The sequence below is a fragment of the Companilactobacillus bobalius genome, assembly GCF_009764355.1.
This window is the reverse complement of sequence record NZ_LNUA01000031.1, coordinates 272,447-291,102: the sequence shown is the minus strand read 5'-3', so window position 1 is coordinate 291,102 and position 18,656 is coordinate 272,447. Positions and strand designations below refer to the sequence as shown.

The following is an 18,656-nucleotide window of genomic DNA, read 5'->3' as shown; positions in this document are numbered from 1 at the left end:
ATTAACGTTAATGAAAGATTCGAAGAACACCAAAAACGATAGCAAATGCCCCAAAAAGCATACTAAAAATTACTGCAATCAGTGAAAATATCATTGGTGCGGATTGTTTTTTCATATTGTCGAAATATTGTTTAGAAACTATTAACTGCCAAATACCTAAAGCCATGGCACCGATACCGATTATGTAATTCATCTTATCATCCCTAATTTAAGAATTTCCTCAATCAAATATTACACGATTTTTATCCTTTTATGAATAAATTTGCTGAGGAAATATGCCGTCCTCCACAACAAGCTCGATTGGTCTGGAACGCTGTGGACACTGATTTGAGCCAATTGAAGTTCACAATTGTCTCAAATACAGGTCTTTGTCTAGGCGGGAAACCCGCCAAGTCAAATTTCACGGCTGAGACCAATCGAGCTTGTTGCTCCGGACTAGTAAACTGTTCTATTTCTTCTTCTCAATTTTGAAACAAATAAATAAAAAAGCGTTCATATTAACCGTTTAACTTTGGTCAATATAAACACCCTTTAAAAATAGTCGAAATACTATTTAGTCTGGAGTAAGAATTGAGAATGCTGTTCAGCTATGAAATCATTGTTGGCGGCTTTGCCGCTTACAATGAGGCTGATCTTGAAGATCCATAATTTTGCCGAAGGTGAAATTATTAGCTTCAAGTCACGCCCATAGCGTTCCAACGCATTCTCAATTCTTGCGGAAGACGGAAGCTTAAGCACATCTACACTCTATTTCTTTGTTAGAGCAACAACACTTTCAATATGATTTGTCATTGGGAACATATCAACTGGTGTTACATCACCAATATTATATGTATCGCTTAACAATGATAGGTCACGTGCTAAGGTTGCTGGATTACAACTGATGTAAACGATCTTCTTTGGTTTGATGTTCTTCAATGAATCCATCAATGAATTTGCCAAACCTTTACGTGGAGGATCAACCATCAAAACATCAACTGACATCTTATTTTTAGCCCACTCGTCTAAAACATCTTCGGTCTTACCAACAACAAAGTCAGCATTTTCAATACCGTTCAATTTAGCATTTTGATCGGCATCCTTAACGGCATCTTCAATTACTTCAATACCAGTAACGTGTTTTGCCTTATTAGCTAATGAAAGTCCAATCGTACCAATACCTGAATAAGCATCGACTACTTCTTCTTTACCAGTCAATTCAGCTTTATCAATGGCTAATTGGTAAAGATTCTGCGTTTGAACTGGATTTACTTGGTAGAAAGATCTTGGTGAAATACGGTACTTATGTCCTAAGATTTCATCATCGATATACTTCTTACCTGCTAATAGTGTCATTTCTTGACCAAAAATAACGTTGGTATTTTTTGAATTAACGTTCAAGTACAATGATTTAACTTCAGGATTATCCATGATTTCCTTAGCAATATCTTTGTAATGTGAGATATCACGAGTTCTTGAAACTAGAACTACCATCATTTCATTAGTAAAGTAAGCACGGCGAACCATGATTGTTCTAATTTGACCCTTTTGATTTTGTTCATCATAACCACGAACCTTGTATTTACGAAGAATATCACGTACTTTGATGATTTCTTCATCAATCTTAGGATCTTGGATCAAGAAGTTTTCCATTGGTACTAGTTCATGTGAACGACGACGATAGAAACCAGTAGTTAACTTGCCATCAACTTGGCGAACAGGTACTTGAGCCTTGTTACGATAGTTGAATGGTGATTCCATACCTAATGTTGGATTAACTGTAACGTCTTTTAAGCCCATTTTACTGAAGTCAGTTACAACTTGATTGTGTTTGAATTCAAGTTGCTTGTCGTACTTCAAATGACTCAATGGAGCAATTCCTGTTTGTGCATAAACAGCATCAATATCATGAACACGGTCAGGAGATTCTTTCAAGACACTCAAAGTTCTCGCAAAACCGAAGTTCTTATTGATTCTAGTAATTACAGCATTAACTGTTTCACCAGGCAAGGCGTTATCAACGAAAAGTGTAAAGTCATCAACTTTAGCAACACCCTTACCTTCGTATGATAAGTCTTGAATATCTAAATCTAATTTTTGATTCTTTTTTAAGTTTGGTTTTTCCATTTTTCACCTATACATAGAAAAAAGAAGTGTTCAAAACTGATACACTCCCAATTTCTTTTTTATTTCTTATTTTTATTCTTATTGTCAAGATTTCGTTCTTCTTCGATAATCTTCTCGCCAGCGTCTTTTTCACTAAGCGTTGGAGTATCACGTGCTTTAAGCGGAATTGAATCAACATTAGCATAAATATTTAAGTGATTATGCAAATTAATAAATTCCATCGGTGCATCCCCACCATACTCACCATCAAGGTTAACCATCAAACGACTTTCATCATTCGCATGAACAGAAATTCGCTTAGTTTTAGTATAAATAACCTTAGGATTGTAAACGTGGCGACCACCGTTTAGAACTAAAGCAATCAAATGAACTAAATCTCTTAAATTAGTTTCTTTAACAATAATCAAAGAGAAAGTTCCATCACCAATAACTGAATTAGGGGCAATTTGTTCCATACCACCAATTGAATTAGTTAAACCAATTAGAAACATTGTGGCTTTGCCATCAAAAACACCATCGTCATATTCAATGTGCATATCAACTGGACTAACTCGAGGTAACATCTCTGCACCTTTAACCAAGTAAGCCAAATAACCCAAAATAGATTTATAGGCTGATGGTACTTCATAGGTTAACTCAGTCATTGAGCCACCACCGGCAATATTAATAAAGTATTTCTTACCTGCTTGACCGATATCAACTGGTAATTTTTGACCTTTTAAAATAACCTTGGCAGCTTCGACAACGTCATCTCGTGGAATTTTTAAGGCACGCGCATAGTCATTAGTTGTTCCGGCAGGAATAATTGCCAATTCTGGACGTTGATCCAAATCAGCAATACCATTAACAACTTCGTTAATAGTTCCATCACCACCAGCGGCAACGACTAAGTCGAAACCTTCCTTTGCTACTCTTCTGGCCTCATTTTTGGCTGAGTTCTTTTTGGGTGTAGTTCGGTAAGCACTAGCCTCATAACCAGCTTTTTCAATAATATTCAAAATGTCTCCAACATTACTGTTCATGGTCTCGTGACCTGAAGTTGGATTATAAATAAGTCTAGCACGACGCATATCTTTCCCTCACTAACGACTCTTTAACTCTTCCATCAATAGCTTATTAGCAACCTTTGGATTAGCTTGTCCATGTGTTTGCTTCATGATTTGTCCAATCAAGAAACCAACGGCACGATCTTTACCATTCTTGAAGTCATCGATTGATTGTTGGTTATTATCAAGAATTTCCAAAATCATTGGCTTCAATACGGCTGGATCAGATTCTTGGACAAGTCCCTTAGACTTAACCCATTCCTCAGGTTCTGTACCATTACTAATTGTTTCTTGGAAGACCTTTTTGGCAATCTTAGAAGAAATTGTACCATTTGAAATCAAATTAATCATCTTGGCTAAGTGTTCTGGTGTCAACTTAGTATCAAGTAAACCAATTCTCTTATCATTCAAGTATCCATTAACTTCACCCATTAACCAGTTAGAAACTAGTTTTGGATTAGCCTTGTATGAAACTGCTTCATCAAAGAAGTCTGACATTTCCTTAGTATATGTAAGAACACCAGCATCATATTCAGGAATACCTAATTCGTTAATATAACGAACACGTCTCTTAGCAGCTGTTTCAGGTAAGTTAGCCTTGATTTCTGAAACCCATTCTGGTGAAATTTCAAAATCTGGTAGATCTGGTTCTGGGAAGTAACGATAATCATCTGCACCAGACTTAACACGCATTAAGAATGTTTCGCCAGTCTTTTCATCAAAACGTCTTGTTTCTTGACCAATGTGTCCGCCTTGCTTCAAAATAGCAGCTTGACGTTGTTCCTCATAAGCAAGACCCAATTTAACGTGGTTAAATGAGTTCAAGTTCTTCAACTCAACTTTTGTACCATAATCTTTTGAGCCTACCGGACGGATAGAAATATTGGTATCAACACGCATTGAACCTTCTTCCATCTTAACATCAGAAGCGCCAGTAAACTGAACGATCTTACGTAGGTTTTCAAGATATTGATATGCCTCTTCTGGTGAATGCATATCAGGTTTTGAAACAATTTCAATCAAAGGAGTACCCTGACGGTTTAAATCAACATAAGAATAACCATTGTTACCGTGGGTATTCTTACCGGCATCTTCTTCGACGTGAAGTTCTTCAACACCGATCTTCTTCTTTTTACCATCAACTTCAATTTCAATATAACCATCATGACCCAATGGCTTATCTTGTTGTGTAATTTGGTAAGCCTTTGGATTATCTGGATAGAAATAATTCTTACGATCAAAATGAGTATGATGTTCAATTTCAGCATTTAAAGCTAAAGCTACCATGACACCTAAACGGTAACCATTTTTATTTACAGTTGGTAATGTTCCTGGAAAACCAAAGTCAATAACGTTGGTATTGATATTAGATTCAGCACCATAAGCAACTGGTGAAGGACTGTACATCTTGGACTTTGTCTTTAACTCAACGTGGACTTCTAGTCCGATAGTTGTTTCAAAATTCATTAGTCTTCCCCCTTGAGTGCAGTTGGTATTTTTTCATAGAATTTATTTTCTTCTTGTAATGCATAAGCAGCATTGAAGACAGATTGTTCGTCAAATGGACGACCGATAATTTGTAGACCAACGGGTAGTCCGTCAGCAAGTCCTGCAGGAACAGAGGCAGCTGGAAGTCCAGCTAAGTTAGCAGGGATTGTCAAAATATCGTTCATGTACATTGCCAATGGATCGTCAACTTTTTCACCAATCTTAAATGCAGGTGTTGTTGTTGAAGGTCCCATAATCAAGTCATAATCTTTAAGGACATCGTTCATTTCATTAATGAAGAGTGTTCTAACTTCGGCAGCCTTCTTAAAGTAAGCATCATAAGCACCAGCTGATAGAGCAAAAGTACCAAGCATGATACGACGTTTTACTTCGTCACCAAAACCTTCTGATCTTGATTTAACAAATAAGTCTTTGATGTTCTTAACATCTTTAGCACGGAAACCATATCTAACACCATCATATCTTTGAAGGTTAGATGAAGCTTCACTAGAAGCTAGAACATAGTAAACTTCAACGGCATGCTTCAATGAAGGAAGACTAACTTCGTCCACAGTAGCACCCATCTTCTTGTATGCATCTAATGCCTTATTAACGTTTTCTAGAACTTCTGGATGAGTACCTTCATGCCAGAATTCCTTAGGAACAGCAATTCTAACGCCAGTCATATCCTTACTCAAGTTAGCACGATAATCAGGAACTGGTTTTTCAGAACTTGTTGAATCATGTTCATCATGTCCAGCCATTACTGAAAGAACAGTTGCTGAGTCTTCAACACGTTTTGAAAGTACACCGACTTGATCCAAACTTGAAGCAAAGGCGATAACACCCCAACGTGAAACACGACCATAAGTTGGTTTGATACCAAAAATACCATTAAAGGCAGCAGGTTGTCTGATTGAACCACCAGTATCTGTACCTAAAGCAGCCACAACTTCACCAGCGGCAACAGCAGCAGCAGAACCACCTGAAGAACCACCAGGAACACGACTTAAGTCCCAAGGGTTTACTGTGGTATCAAAGTATGATGTTTCAGTAGATGAACCCATAGCAAACTCATCAAGATTAGTTTTACCAATATCAACTGCACCAGCAGCCTCTAGTCTTTCTAAGACTGTGGCACTGTAAACAGGCATAAAGTTATATAGAATCTTACTTGCAGCAGTGGTCTTGATACCATTAGTTACAATATTATCCTTAAATGCAATTGGAATACCTGACAAAGGTCCTTTAATACCATCTTCATCAATTTTTTTAGCAGCTTCGGGAGCTTTATCATTTACCGTAATAAATGTATTCAGTTTCTTTTCATTAGCATTGATTTTGTTAATTGCATCGTTAGCTAATTCTTCAGCAGTTACATCCTTATTGACCAATTTGTCATGTAAAGAAGCAATTGTTTCTTTTTTGATGTCCACTATTCATCGTCCTCCTTGTCAACAATCGTTGGAACTTTGATAAGGTTGTTATCAGTTTCCGGAACATTTTCAAGCATTTGTTCTCTAGTTTGAGTACGAATACCCTTATCTTCACGGAAGACAGTGTTAGTGTCACCCATATTGTATGTTGGTTCAACGCCTGTTGTATCAACACTAGATAGCTTACTTTCCATGTTAACGATTTTGTCTAATTGACTAACAAAACTATCAACTTCACTATCTTCGAATTTCAAGTTAGCCAATGCGGCAACGTGCAAAATTTCATCTTTTGAAATCATAAGTTTCTCCTTTTTAATCTGCATTATAAACGTGTGAATTGAACTTACCATTAGTACGAGTAACAACAGCTTGTTGTGCATCAACCGTTTGAATATTAATATCTAGGTCAGCTCCAGATGGTAAGTACTTTGAAGCACTTTGTTGTACGAATTGTGTAAAACTAGTAATTTGAGCTAAACCATCAAATTGAGTATTGATAGTCACATCCATAGACTTCAAATTATTGCCATCATAATGTGCCTGAGCTGTTACACCTGACAAGTTAGGGAAATAATCTTGAATATTATCTTTAAAGTTAGTGAAAGCATCTGAATCACTACTATTGATGGCATTTTCACCATTAACAGTTGGTAACATTTGATTCTTATAATTTAAGGTCGACCAATTACCCAAAGAACCACTCTTACTTACAGAATATTGGAAATATGTTCCACCTACTAATGTATCCTCTGGAGCAACAGAATACAAACCAACTACAATCGGAATATTACCGACTTGTTTATTAGCTCTTAAACGTTTAACAACTTCTTGAGCGATACGTTGACCCTGTTCTTTTTGTTGTTCAGTACTAATTGTTGTCTTGTAAGTAGCACCATATTGCTTCTTTTGGTAATAATCAATCTTGTTCATTGCAATACCGATCGACATCCCTGCCAACTTATATTTACCATCCTGTTTAGTTAGGTAATCTTCTTCCAACATTTGTTGGAAATACATTGGCGCACGTTTGTTTTCATCAGTTGAACCATTTGATGCAGGGTTCAAACCACTTGAATTCTTCTTAGATTTTCTTGCTAACCAATTAGTTACCGTACTAGCAGACAATACTTGACCTTCTTGGAAAACATATGAATTAGTTGAAAATTGTTTCTTCGACAAACTCATTAAGCCACTTTCAAAGCTTCTACTATTAAATTGATTAGAATTATCAGCAGCAGTAAGTCCTGAAATAGGGCTAGTTTTATATTTTCCACCACTTAACAAAACATCGTAACTACTTGAGTCAGATGAAGATGTTGTCTGAACTGTACTCTTACTTGTATCGCCACCACCTGATGATAAACTCGAATTTTGTAAGTTACCACAGGCAGATAAAAGCAGTGCACACATCAGCAATAACGATGTAGTTTTTAAGAATTTTTTCAAAACTGTTCTCCTACTCTTTGTCATTATCCAAATAATCAGATAATGTTGTTTCATCAATAATCTCTGTTCCCAATTTTTGAGCTTTGGCTAATTTGCTACCAGCTTTTTCACCAGCAATCAAAATATCAGTCTTCTTAGTAACTGAACTCGTAACATTAGCACCAAGATTCTCCAAAATCTCTGATAATTGTGAACGTTTATAATTTTTTAAGGTTCCGGTTATAACAATTATTTTATCAGTAAAATGACTATTTGTTTCATTAGAATTAGAACTACCAATAAAATTCATATTAACATTTACTGATTTTAGTTCATTTATCAACTTTTTAACATCATCATTTTCAAAATAAGTTGAAATACTATTAGCAATTATCTCACCCATAGTATTAACTTCAAGAATTTCTTCAGACGAAGCCTTCATTATACTATCTAAATCACCAAAATGCTCAGCTAAAATTCTCGCCGCCTTTGCACCCACATGACGAATGCCTAAACCAAACAGCAATCTTTCAACTGAATTAGCCTTGGAATTATCAATAGCCGTTAATAAATTGTTAATTGATTTTTCTTTGAAACCATCTAAGGTGGCTAAATCATCTGTTGTTAATTTATATAAATCAGCAACATCCTTGATTAATTCTTTCGTATATAACTGTTCTATTATCTTTGGTCCTAAACCATCAATATTCATCGCATTTCGAGAAGCAAAATGTGTCAATTGCTCTTTAACTTGAGCCGGACACTTAGGATTAATGCAACGTAAGGCCACTTCATCTTCTAAGTGAATTAACTCTGAACCACAATATGGACAGTGCGTAGGAATTTCAGCAGGAACGGAATCCTCTGGTCGTTTGCTCAATACTACTTGTGAAACCTCAGGAATGATATCGCCGGCTTTATGCAACAAAACTGTATCGCCGATGCGAATATCCTTTTGACGAATCATATCTTCATTGTGTAACGTCGCACGTGAAACAGTCGTTCCAGCTAAACTTACCGGATCCATCACTGCAGTTGGTGTTAGAACACCCGTCCGCCCAATAGTCCAAGTAATATCGTGAACAACTGATTCAGCTTGTTCTGGTGGGAATTTATAGGCAATTTCCCAACGAGGAACTTTTACAGTATTACCTAATTCACGTTGCAAGGCTAAATCATCAACTTTTAAAACAACACCATCAATCCCATAATCAAGATCATCTCTAATTTCACCATAGTGTTCAATGAAATCCTTGACCCCTTTCAGACCAGTAGTGACCTGAGCTGTAGGATTAACGTTAAAGCCTAGTTCTTTTAATGTCTCTAGGGCCTGATGTTGTGTTGTGACCTCCAAACCATCAAAGGTAACGATTGTATACATAAACGTATCCAATTTTCTGGAAGCCGTAATTTTTGGATCTAACTGACGAAGACTACCAGCAGCAGCGTTTCTAGGATTGGCAAAGACTTGATGACCTTGACTTTCACGTTCCTGATTCAAACGTAAAAACTCCTTCTTCGACATGAAACACTCACCACGGACTTCAAATGAAAGTGGACGGCTTAACTTTTGTGGAATGTCTTTAATAGTTTTAACATTCTCCGTCACATTTTCACCAATTGTTCCATTACCACGAGTTGAGCCTTGAACTAAGATACCATTTTCATAAATTAATGAAAGAGATAAGCCATCAATTTTTAATTCAACATTATAATCGACCTCATGTCCAACATTTTTTTCAATTCGATCATTAAACTCTGCTAGTTCGGCTTCGGAAAAGACATCCCCCATTGAAAGCATCGGAATATCATGCGTCACCTTGTTAAAATCTGGTAATGTCTCATCTCCGACTTCTTGCGAAGGTGAATCGGGGGTAACCAATTCAGGATACATTTTTTCTAGTTCTAGCAAACGATTATAAAGCTTGTCGTAGACGTTATCTTCAACTACGGGAGCATCTTTTGTGTAATAAGCATCGCGCCAACTATTCAGTTGAGGACGAATTTCATCTAATTCTTGACTAGCTTGAGATTTAGTTATTTCAGCCATGCTCTCACCTCTTATTAATCAGTTACTTTTTTGATTGGTGCATATTCAGCCAATAGACGTTTGATACCTTGACTATCAAAGGCTATATCCAACTCAGCATTCTTACCTTCACCGTTAACTTTAACAACTGTTCCTTGACCCCACTTCTTGTGTTCAACTTTATCGCCCACATTCCAGCTCAATTTCTCAGCTCCTTGGGCACCTTTAGCTTTCAAAGTTGGTGAAGTGAAAGTTGCAGCCGTAGCGGCACGGTGACGACGTTGACGATAGTTTTGTTTACTACCACCAAGATTACCAGCATTAGGATTGACTTGCTCCAATGCATCCTCATTAATTTCTTCAATAAAACGAGACGTTGGATTGTTCTGCGTACGTCCATAAAGTGTACGACTATAAGCATTAGTTAAGTATAATCTCTTTTCAGCACGAGTGATACCAACATATGCCAAACGACGTTCCTCTTCCAAATCATCCTCTTTAAGAAGTGAACGACCTAGTGGGAAAATACCTTCTTCCATACCTACTAAGAAGACAACTGGAAATTCTAGTCCTTTAGCCGCATGTAAAGTCATCAATGTAACTTCAGTCTGTTCTTCCTCAATGTCATCTTGATCACTGACCAATGACAATTCTGTCAAGAAAGTTGTCAAACGAGTCTCATCAACTTCAGGGTCTGGTTCGTAAGATTGATCAAATTGAGTGGTAACGGTTAGAAGTTCTTCAATATTTTCCACACGAGCTTGTGATTCCAAGTTATTTTGTTGCTTCAGATCATCAACATAACCTGAATCTTCCAATAAGTGATTCATCAAAATAGTCATTGATTCTGTTTCAGACAATTTTGTTAAATCATCCATTACCTTAGCAAAATGACCAATTGTTTTTCTAGGTTTGGCAGCCAATGGTGATAATTCAATATTCTCAGCCGCTTCAAGTAGTGACCAACCATGTTCATCAGCATAATTCTGTAGTTTTTCAATTGTACCAGGTCCAATACCACGCTTAGGACTGTTGATAACACGTTGAAAACTCATCGAATCATCATGATTAGCAATTAGTCGTAAGTAAGCCAAAATATCTTTGATTTCCTTACGATCATAGAACTTATGTCCACCGATAATCTTGTAAGGCATATTAGCTTGCATAAGCTTCTCTTCAAAGGTACGTGATTGAGCATTAGTACGATATAAAACCGCAAAGTCACCATAATTAAAGCCTTGTAACAGTAGACTCTTGATTTGGTCAACGACGTACAAAGCTTCATCTGACTCATTTTGACCACGGTAGAATTTGATCTTTTCACCGTCATTATTATCAGTCCACAATTCTTTAGGGGTACGGTTGGAGTTATGATTAATAACTTCATTAGCAGCCTTCAAAATAGTTTTTGTTGAACGATAATTTTGTTCCAATTTAATTGTTGTAGCTTCAGGATAATCTTTTTCAAAATTCATAATATTTTGAATATTAGCACCACGCCAACCATAAATACTCTGATCAGCATCACCAACAACACAGACATTACGATACTTAGCACCCAATTGCTTAACTAACTTATATTGCGCCTCATTAGTATCCTGATATTCATCAACGTGAATATATTGGAATTTTTCTTGATACTTTTCCAAAACATCAGGATTCTCATCGAATAATTGACTAGTTGTCATGATCAAATCATCAAAATCTAGTGAATTATTACGATCCATAGCTTTAGCATAAGCATCATAAACACTAGCTACTGTTTGTTCATAAGGACTAGCGGCAACTTGAGCATATTGTTCTGGAGTTTGCAGTTCATTTTTGGCATTACTAATTGTTCCCAAAAGAGCTCGAGGATCGTAACGTTTAGGATCCAAGTTCATCTTAGTTAAGATTTGTTTCATCAAGGTTCTTTGTTCACTTGGATCAGCAATCGTAAATGTCTTAGGCTTGCCCATCTTATCAATATCTCTTCTTAAAATTCTTACACAAAGAGAGTGGAAAGTTGAAACCCACACATCATTGGCAGACTCATCCAGTAACTTACCAATTCTTTCCTTCATTTCCTTGGCAGCCTTATTGGTAAAGGTAATAGCTAAAACGTGCCATGGCATAACATTCTTTTCTTCAATCAAATAGGCCACACGGTGAGTTAAAACACGAGTTTTACCAGAGCCCGCACCAGCCATAATCAAAAGTGGTCCTTCAGTAGCCTTAACTGCATCCTGTTGTTCAGGGTTAAGACCTTTTAACATAGTATCGTCCAATTTATAAATCCCTCAAATCTTTGTGTAAAAAATTTAGTTTAACTTAAAATAGCTGTTTATATTGTAGCAAATTTTTGTAGCTAGAGCGAAAAAGTACGGTCGAAATTAGAACGTATGTTTCTAATAAATTAATACATTTTTGTTTTCCTTTTATATCAAACAAAACAAACATTATCGACCCTGTCCATAAAATTACAGTCTTGTTATAGGATCTTCCTTACATTTAGAATAATTTTATTGAGGTGATAGAAATGAAAAACGACAAATTTATACTTATCAACAATTTAGCTAACATATTAAAGAAAAGAGATATCTCAATTCGTAAATTAAGTATCGAAACAAACATAAGTAGACAGACTATAAAGCGCATTGTAGAAAATAAATATTCACGCCCCGGAACTTATGTTGCTATGGCATTAGCCAACGCATTGGATATAAATTTTAATGAAATATTCAAACTTGAATTAAATCCAGAATTTTTATTTACGGAGGACAACTTAAAAAGAATTAATGTTTTAAATAACAATTCAAAAATAGAATTTAACTATGATATTTATGGTTATGTAAATAACTTAAATTCCGATAATATTCGCTATGCTGGAGAAAAGTTAAACATATATTCAAATTACTTTAATCAACGCAGAATAAGTTTTCGCGGAAATCTTGTAATTGTTCCTGAAGAAAACACATTATACATTCGAGATTTTGATTTATTTGCAAAAAATCAAAGTGTATTACGAGAAGAAATAATTTCATCTTATATAAAAATATTAAATACACTCTATCTAACTGCTGAGCATATCTTAAAAGTAAAAAAAATAAAACTCAGATTGGGAATCTATGATATCAATTTGAATAGTATGAATGTTAACACTTCCCCAGAAAAATTTGATAGCCAAATATACAGTTATCAAAAAAATAATTTTGAAATTCAAACATTATCAACTTATTACAAGGCAGCCTATAGTTACGGATTTAGACTTTCAAAAGGTACACCAAAATATAGATACAATTTCGATGACGTTTATCTTCAAAAAAATATAAACTAAAATCAAAATTTTTTTAAATCAATATAGAAATATATTCTTTTATAGTAGCGCACTAACTAGCCTGGAATAAAAAAGCTGATTGGCTCAGTAGTGAAATTATCCTTAGCAATTTATTGCTTAGGATAAGATCGAACTTGGAGATCCATAATTTTGCACGAAGTGTAAAATTATTAGCTTCAAGTCGATCCACTACGTTCCAGCCAAATCAGCTTTTTTATTCCGGGCGGCAGTTAACAACCCATCAAAAAATTAAGTTTTTATTCTAATCCAACACGTTTGAAAATCTCATCAACGTTACGTAAGTGCCAGTGATAATCGAAAGCATCATCCAAATCTTTTTCAGATAGCTTATCAGTTACACGAGAATCAGCTTCTAGCATAGTACGGAAATCTTTCTTTTCGTCCCATGCTTTAGCTGTCATTGGTTGCACAATATCGTAAGCTTGTTCACGTGCATATCCTGCTTCAACCAATTTGAGCAAGACACGTTGTGAGTAAATCAAACCGTGAGTAATATTCATATCTTCTAACATCTTGTCAGGGAAAACAGTAAGGTCTTTAGTGATCTTAGTAAATCTTCTCAAGATGTAATCTAACAATTCAGTTGTATCAGGAATGATGACACGTTCAGCAGAAGAATGTGAAATATCACGTTCATGCCACAATGGAACGTCTTCTAAGGCTGTAAAGGCATGTCCTCTGATAACACGTGCCAAACCAGTTACATTTTCTGAACCAATTGGGTTACGTTTATGAGGCATAGCACTAGAACCTTTTTGTCCAGCAGCAAAGTATTCTTCAGCTTCTCTAACTTCAGTTCTTTGAAGGTGACGTACTTCAAGAGCAAATCTTTCAATTGATGTAGCAATCAAAGCCATTGTTTGAATGTACTCTGCATGAAGATCACGTGGTAATACTTGTGTTGAGATTTCTTGAGCACGAATACCCAATTTATCACAAACAAACTTTTCAACATTAGTTGGTACATTAGCATAACTACCAACAGCACCACTGATCTTACCTGCTTCAACACCCTTAGCGGCATGATCAAAACGTTCAATATCACGTTTGATTTCAGAATACCAGTTTGCCAAAACTAAACCGAAAGTAGTTGGTTCAGCATGCACACCATGAGTTCTACCAATCATAACTGTATCTTTGTATTCAAGAGCTTTTTGTTTAACTACTTCGAGAAATTCATTTAGATCTTCACGAATAATATCGTTGGCTTGCTTCATCAAATATCCATAAGCTGTATCCACAACGTCTGTGGAAGTAAGTCCGAAATGAACCCATTTTCTTTCAGGTCCTAAATAACGTGAAACATCTCTGGTAAAAGCAACTACATCATGCTTTGTTTGTTTTTCAATCTCAGCAATTTCAGCTACATCAAACTTAGCATTTTGAGCAATTAACTTAGCATCTTCAGCAGGAATTTCGCCTTCTTTACTCCATCCTTCGACGGCAGCGATTTCTACTTCAAGCCAAGCTTGAAATCTGTTTTGGTCAGTCCAAATTGGTTTCATTTGTTCAGTTACATATCTATCAATCATGAATTATTCTACTCTCCAAATATTAGTTGTTAAGATATCATTTTTTAATTCTTCTATATCATCGGAAAAAATTGAAATATAACCGACATCCCTGTCAGCTTGATTCTTAGCTTTAAAACCTGTGTAATAGTTAAATTTCCATTGTGCTTTTTCCTGAAGTAGATCCAAACTCTGTGGCAAAATACCTTCAATGATTTTCAAAGTTGCCGCATTGACCATTGGAAAAATCTCAGGAATTGGCCAATCACAAATAGCTCTGATATGTAATTCGAACTGGGAGATACCGGTAGCTTCTTGATAGACATTAGCAGAATAATTAATTCCGGGGAATATTCGTTTAACATACAAAACACCAGAATCAGACAAAATAAAACCAATTCCAAAAATTCCCACATAATTAATATTCTGTGCTATCAACAAAGCCACTCGTTGCATTTCCGCTTCAATTTCTGGATTGTTCTTTTTATATATGAAAGAACTCATCAGATGTTCACCATCATAAATCTCTTGAATCATTGGAAAAGTATGGATTTTTTGATCCTTACTCTTACTTACCATAATGGAATATTCAGTCTTTGTTTCGATCCAAGCTTCCAAAATATAAGTTCCATCTTTTAATAACTTTTGTACACGTTCAACATCTTCATAATTGTAAATAATATGACGTTGTAACACCCTTTGATTCTTCTGAATTGGCTTCAAGATACAAGGGAAACCAATTTCATCAATTGCGTGTTTAATATCATCAACTGTCACAATCGAGAAAAATGGTGGAACGTTTATATTTAAATCATTTAAAAAGGTTCTCTCGATATATCGATCCTGAACAATCTCTAGTAGGTCCGAACCCTGTGCAACATTAAAGTTTTTCGAAAGTTCCTTTAGGACACTACTATCAAAGTTCTCATCCATATACAAAAGAATGTCGCTTCTATGGCCCAATTCACTTAGATTCTTACTGTCTTCTAATGTACCGACTAAATAACTGTCAGCTGCTTGTGTAGCAATATCCTTTTCTTCGGATGTCAAAAGCATGGTCCTAAAGCCCATTCTTTTAGCCTCTAATTCAAAAAGATAAGTTTCACTGCCGCCGCCAATTATTCCTAATGTTTTACCGGGCGCAATAAAAGTCATAATTCCACCTTCTTAATTTCTAATCGTCTTCTTCACCGAAGACCACTTGTCCATTCTCAAAAGCTGTAATTCTAGCTAATGAATAAATTGGAGTACCTGATTTGTCGATCATTTGTCTTCCCTTTTGGAAAGATTTTTCGATCACAATACCGATACCTGCCAAATGTGCACCAGCTGCATCAATGATTGTATTCAAACCATTTACAGCTTGACCATTAGCCAAGAAATCATCAATAATCAAAACTTTATCACTACTTGAAAGATACTTCTTAGCGATACTAATGTGGTTAGAAGTCTTCTTTGTAAATGAGTAAACCTCTGATGAATAAAGATCGTCGCTCAATGTTACAGATTTGTGCTTTCTAGCAAAAACAACTGGTACTTGGAACTTTAAACCAGTCATAACAGCTGGAGCAATACCTGAAGATTCAACTGTCAAAATCTTGTTGATACCTTCGTTTTTAAAATGTTCGTAAAATTCTTCGCCCATTTTTTCCATTAACATTGGGTCAATTTGATGGTTTAAAAAACTATCAACTTTAAGTACGTCTTTTCCAATAACGCGACCATCTTTTTTGATTCTTTCTTCTAATTCCTTCATTACGTTCTCCCTTATTTAATAGAATAATTAGAGTCTATCATACTTTGTTTTTCACTTGATACCTTCATCGTACTTTTTAAGATTATATTTTTGTATAATCCGAATAATTTTACTTGTATAACCCGGATCGGTCGCATATCCATCTGTTTGCAATGCCACCGCTGCATCAATATAATCCTTCGATTGTAGAACTTGCTTGTATTGCTGCGAATTCCACGACGTACCATTGACCAAGAGCTTTGTATGATCCCTCATTGACTCACGAAAATCCGAATAAACTCGGAAACGCCCGTTGATTGTTACCCACTGGCCATCAGTATACTCTTTAGTCTGTAAAACTTTTGTATTCGAAGGATCGTCACCCTTGATACCAAAATAGTTATTGTACTGACTAGCTAAAGTACTAGAGCCCCAGTCACTTTCCAAAATAGCCTGAGCAATCGTAATACTAGGTAAAACTCCGTAAGTTTGGCCTAATTCGACCGCATACGGTGAAACCTTTTTTATGAAAGCTGCGTGACTTTGCTGAACCATCTCAACTTGTGTTTCTCTTTTGTACTGGACATATCGCCTGTATCCAAAGAAGCTGATAACAAATACAGCAACAATTGCTAATAAAATTAAGGTCGTATTATTATTTTTTCTACTACGTTTACGCCGATAATTTCGGTGTACTGTATATCTTTTCTTTTGTGGCAATTGATCTATCCCTTTTAAGTTTATTAACTCTAATTATAGCCGATAACTTTGAAAATTTTGTGATTTGAAAAATAATTTTAAAAATCATTTAGGTTCTCAAATTTTTGATTTAAATTGATGCTGTTTTGAATAAATCAACCAAGCCATCAAAGCTAAAATTTCAATAATTGCAGAGAATAGAAAAATACTCTTGTATCCAAAACCAGTTGCTATTACGGCTGCCAGCATCGGGCCTAGGACATTTCCCATTGCCTGTGCTGATTGATTATAACTGAAAATCCGTCCAAATATAGAGTTAGGGACATTTTGTATGGTTAGGACCTGAATCGACGGAATCAATGCCGCATCAGAAATTCCCAGAACGAACCGTAGAACTATTAATTCCCAGATATTTTGAACCATACTTGTTAAAATCAAACAAATAATTGCTGATGTTAAAAATATCAGCATACTTTTTAAAGCTCCCAATTTATCAATCAATCGCCCTACTAATCCAGCCATAACAATTGTTGCCAACCCCGGTGCCGCCGAAACTATTCCTGTGATAATTACTAAGTTATTGCTAGTAGAATCGATTTCTCTGACCAAAAGACTGATCATCGGTGTAATTGCATTAGTTGTCGCTTGAACCGCTAAGAGAGACCCAAATAGGGCCAAAAAGAATTGCCAACCAATCTTCTTCATAATAGGTAAAACTGGTTGTAATTCTTTTTTAGTAATAGGTACAAAATCTTCTTTTACTCCAATCAACGTGGTTAAAAAAACTACGGCCATCATAAAACTAGTAACAAAAAAGGCTCCTCGATAGCCAACAGTTGTAGCCAAAAAACCACCTATTAAAGGACCAATCAATAATCCGGTAATATCACCAGTAATTAATTTACTCATCACGCGACCACGAATCTTTACGGGTGCCGAAACTGACATTAACGCATTGGCATTATTAATATATCCAGAAAAGGCCCCTTGCATTGCTCGAAAAAATAATAAGAACCAAACATTTGGAGATAGACCAACCATTAGAATAGTAAAAGTCATAACCCCTGACGCTCGTAAACACATTAATTTTCTACCTTTAAGATCTGCTAATTTTCCCCAAAGTGGTGAAACCAAGGCTTTACTCAAATAAGTTAAAGAAAAGGCTGCCGCGCCTAAAAGATTTAATTCTGTTCTATTGAAATCACCCAATGTTTCGATAAACAGAACAATAAACGGTAAGGTCATTGCATTTCCTAAACCAGTTATCAAACTACCAAACCAAAGTATTCTAAAATTTCTCTTCCAAGTCTCCTGCATTACTTATCATCCTTAATTTTTAAATATTAATGATAGACTAGCAATGTATAAATACTGTAAATAATAAGTAAAGATTTTAAAATTGTGTAAAAAAAAAGCTAACCCGTTGGGTTAGCTTAAAAGTTCAAAGTTTATTAAAGTTTTATTTAATTAGTCCTTAACAACGTTTGAAGCTTGTGGTCCGCGATCGCTATCTTCGATATCGAAAGTAACTGCTTGGCCTTCTTCAAGGGTCTTGTAACCGTCGCCTTGAATAGCTGAGAAGTGAACAAATACGTCACTACCGTCTTCGCGAGTAATAAAACCATAGCCTTTTTCTGCGTTAAACCATTTAACTGTTCCGTGTTCCATAAGAGAATCCTCCTGAAAATAAATAATATATTAGTTGTGCATTATATCGTGGTACATTATGGAAGAAAGTCTAAAGTACGAAACATTCAAACCATCCGAACCATTCACCATTCAAAAATACAACTACTATAGTAACATGATTAACAACTTATTACAATCAAGTATATATAAGTTTC

Annotated in this window: 16 protein-coding genes; 1 reads left to right on the top strand and 15 read right to left on the bottom strand. The window is 35.7% G+C overall.

Going from position 1 to position 18,656, the window contains the following annotated elements; genetic code table 11:
- Positions 1-7 precede the first annotated feature (7 nt).
- The 9 genes from ATN92_RS05880 to pcrA all read right to left on the bottom strand — a co-directional run bounded on the left by ATN92_RS05880 (position 8) and on the right by pcrA (position 11,785).
- On the bottom strand, positions 8-193 hold the full coding sequence (locus tag ATN92_RS05880) for a hypothetical protein (protein WP_056953664.1): 186 nt from the start codon (positions 191-193) through the stop codon (positions 8-10).
- Positions 194-747: 554 nt separating this feature from the next.
- Entirely contained in the window at positions 748-2,106 is a 1,359-nt protein-coding gene (gene rlmD / locus ATN92_RS05875) for a 23S rRNA (uracil(1939)-C(5))-methyltransferase RlmD (RefSeq protein ID WP_056953662.1), read from the bottom strand.
- 59 nt (positions 2,107-2,165) lie between these two features.
- The gene (locus ATN92_RS05870) at positions 2,166-3,176 is read right to left on the bottom strand and encodes a diacylglycerol kinase (RefSeq protein WP_056953661.1); all 1,011 of its coding nucleotides are present in this window, start codon (positions 3,174-3,176) and stop codon (positions 2,166-2,168) included.
- 12 nt (positions 3,177-3,188) lie between these two features.
- Positions 3,189-4,619 (bottom strand): Asp-tRNA(Asn)/Glu-tRNA(Gln) amidotransferase subunit GatB, encoded by a 1,431-nt coding sequence (gene gatB / locus ATN92_RS05865; protein WP_056953658.1) that lies wholly within the window; start codon positions 4,617-4,619, stop codon positions 3,189-3,191.
- Positions 4,619-6,076 (bottom strand): Asp-tRNA(Asn)/Glu-tRNA(Gln) amidotransferase subunit GatA, encoded by a 1,458-nt coding sequence (gene gatA / locus ATN92_RS05860; protein WP_056953656.1) that lies wholly within the window; start codon positions 6,074-6,076, stop codon positions 4,619-4,621. The genes gatB and gatA overlap by 1 nt, the downstream gene beginning before the upstream one ends.
- Positions 6,076-6,375 (bottom strand): Asp-tRNA(Asn)/Glu-tRNA(Gln) amidotransferase subunit GatC, encoded by a 300-nt coding sequence (gatC, locus tag ATN92_RS05855; protein ID WP_025084868.1) that lies wholly within the window; start codon positions 6,373-6,375, stop codon positions 6,076-6,078. Before gatC ends, gatA begins: the two co-directional genes overlap by 1 nt.
- A gap of 13 nt (positions 6,376-6,388) precedes the next feature.
- On the bottom strand, positions 6,389-7,522 hold the full coding sequence (locus ATN92_RS05850) for a CamS family sex pheromone protein (protein ID WP_056954046.1): 1,134 nt from the start codon (positions 7,520-7,522) through the stop codon (positions 6,389-6,391).
- 10 nt (positions 7,523-7,532) lie between these two features.
- On the bottom strand, positions 7,533-9,551 hold the full coding sequence (ligA, locus tag ATN92_RS05845; RefSeq protein WP_056953654.1) for an NAD-dependent DNA ligase LigA: 2,019 nt from the start codon (positions 9,549-9,551) through the stop codon (positions 7,533-7,535).
- A 14-nt stretch (positions 9,552-9,565) separates the two neighbouring features.
- On the bottom strand, positions 9,566-11,785 hold the full coding sequence (pcrA, locus tag ATN92_RS05840) for a DNA helicase PcrA (protein ID WP_056954043.1): 2,220 nt from the start codon (positions 11,783-11,785) through the stop codon (positions 9,566-9,568).
- A 263-nt stretch (positions 11,786-12,048) separates the two neighbouring features.
- On the opposite strand from pcrA, the gene ATN92_RS05835 reads away from it, so the two are divergent.
- On the top strand, positions 12,049-12,846 hold the full coding sequence (locus ATN92_RS05835) for a helix-turn-helix domain-containing protein (protein WP_056953652.1): 798 nt from the start codon (positions 12,049-12,051) through the stop codon (positions 12,844-12,846).
- Positions 12,847-13,103: 257 nt separating this feature from the next.
- Here the strand turns inward: ATN92_RS05835 and purB are convergent, their stop codons facing one another.
- The 6 genes from purB to ATN92_RS05805 form a co-directional block, all read right to left on the bottom strand.
- Positions 13,104-14,399, bottom strand: coding sequence for an adenylosuccinate lyase (gene purB, locus ATN92_RS05830; protein WP_056953650.1), 1,296 nt, complete (start codon positions 14,397-14,399; stop codon positions 13,104-13,106).
- Positions 14,400-14,402: 3 nt separating this feature from the next.
- On the bottom strand, positions 14,403-15,533 hold the full coding sequence (locus tag ATN92_RS05825; RefSeq protein WP_056953648.1) for an ATP-grasp domain-containing protein: 1,131 nt from the start codon (positions 15,531-15,533) through the stop codon (positions 14,403-14,405).
- 19 nt (positions 15,534-15,552) lie between these two features.
- Positions 15,553-16,134 carry a xanthine phosphoribosyltransferase gene (locus ATN92_RS05820; RefSeq protein WP_025084874.1) on the bottom strand — a complete coding sequence of 194 codons (582 nt, stop codon included), beginning with the start codon at positions 16,132-16,134 and terminating at the stop codon, positions 15,553-15,555.
- A gap of 51 nt (positions 16,135-16,185) precedes the next feature.
- On the bottom strand, positions 16,186-16,833 hold the full coding sequence (locus ATN92_RS05815; RefSeq protein ID WP_056953647.1) for a glycoside hydrolase family 73 protein: 648 nt from the start codon (positions 16,831-16,833) through the stop codon (positions 16,186-16,188).
- A 96-nt stretch (positions 16,834-16,929) separates the two neighbouring features.
- Complete coding sequence (locus ATN92_RS05810; RefSeq protein ID WP_056953645.1) at positions 16,930-18,129, bottom strand: MFS transporter; 1,200 nt, start codon at positions 18,127-18,129, stop codon at positions 16,930-16,932.
- 150 nt (positions 18,130-18,279) lie between these two features.
- Complete coding sequence (locus tag ATN92_RS05805; protein ID WP_010020786.1) at positions 18,280-18,480, bottom strand: cold-shock protein; 201 nt, start codon at positions 18,478-18,480, stop codon at positions 18,280-18,282.
- Positions 18,481-18,656: the final 176 nt, after the last annotated feature.

What these genes read in the sequence shown, in the direction of transcription:
- pcrA (WP_056954043.1), bottom strand. Translation starts at nt 11,785, where the DNA reads ATGTTAAAAGGTCTTAACCCTGAACAACAGGATGCAGTTAAGGCTACT.
- ATN92_RS05835 (WP_056953652.1), top strand. Translation starts at nt 12,049, where the DNA reads ATGAAAAACGACAAATTTATACTTATCAACAATTTAGCTAACATATTA.
- ATN92_RS05825 (WP_056953648.1), bottom strand. Translation starts at nt 15,533, where the DNA reads ATGACTTTTATTGCGCCCGGTAAAACATTAGGAATAATTGGCGGCGGC.
- ATN92_RS05820 (WP_025084874.1), bottom strand. Translation starts at nt 16,134, where the DNA reads ATGAAGGAATTAGAAGAAAGAATCAAAAAAGATGGTCGCGTTATTGGA.
- ligA (WP_056953654.1), bottom strand. Translation starts at nt 9,551, where the DNA reads ATGGCTGAAATAACTAAATCTCAAGCTAGTCAAGAATTAGATGAAATT.
- gatB (WP_056953658.1), bottom strand. Translation starts at nt 4,619, where the DNA reads ATGAATTTTGAAACAACTATCGGACTAGAAGTCCACGTTGAGTTAAAG.
- ATN92_RS05870 (WP_056953661.1), bottom strand. Translation starts at nt 3,176, where the DNA reads ATGCGTCGTGCTAGACTTATTTATAATCCAACTTCAGGTCACGAGACC.
- ATN92_RS05810 (WP_056953645.1), bottom strand. Translation starts at nt 18,129, where the DNA reads ATGCAGGAGACTTGGAAGAGAAATTTTAGAATACTTTGGTTTGGTAGT.
- purB (WP_056953650.1), bottom strand. Translation starts at nt 14,399, where the DNA reads ATGATTGATAGATATGTAACTGAACAAATGAAACCAATTTGGACTGAC.
- ATN92_RS05880 (WP_056953664.1), bottom strand. Translation starts at nt 193, where the DNA reads ATGAATTACATAATCGGTATCGGTGCCATGGCTTTAGGTATTTGGCAG.
- rlmD (WP_056953662.1), bottom strand. Translation starts at nt 2,106, where the DNA reads ATGGAAAAACCAAACTTAAAAAAGAATCAAAAATTAGATTTAGATATT.
- gatC (WP_025084868.1), bottom strand. Translation starts at nt 6,375, where the DNA reads ATGATTTCAAAAGATGAAATTTTGCACGTTGCCGCATTGGCTAACTTG.
- ATN92_RS05805 (WP_010020786.1), bottom strand. Translation starts at nt 18,480, where the DNA reads ATGGAACACGGAACAGTTAAATGGTTTAACGCAGAAAAAGGCTATGGT.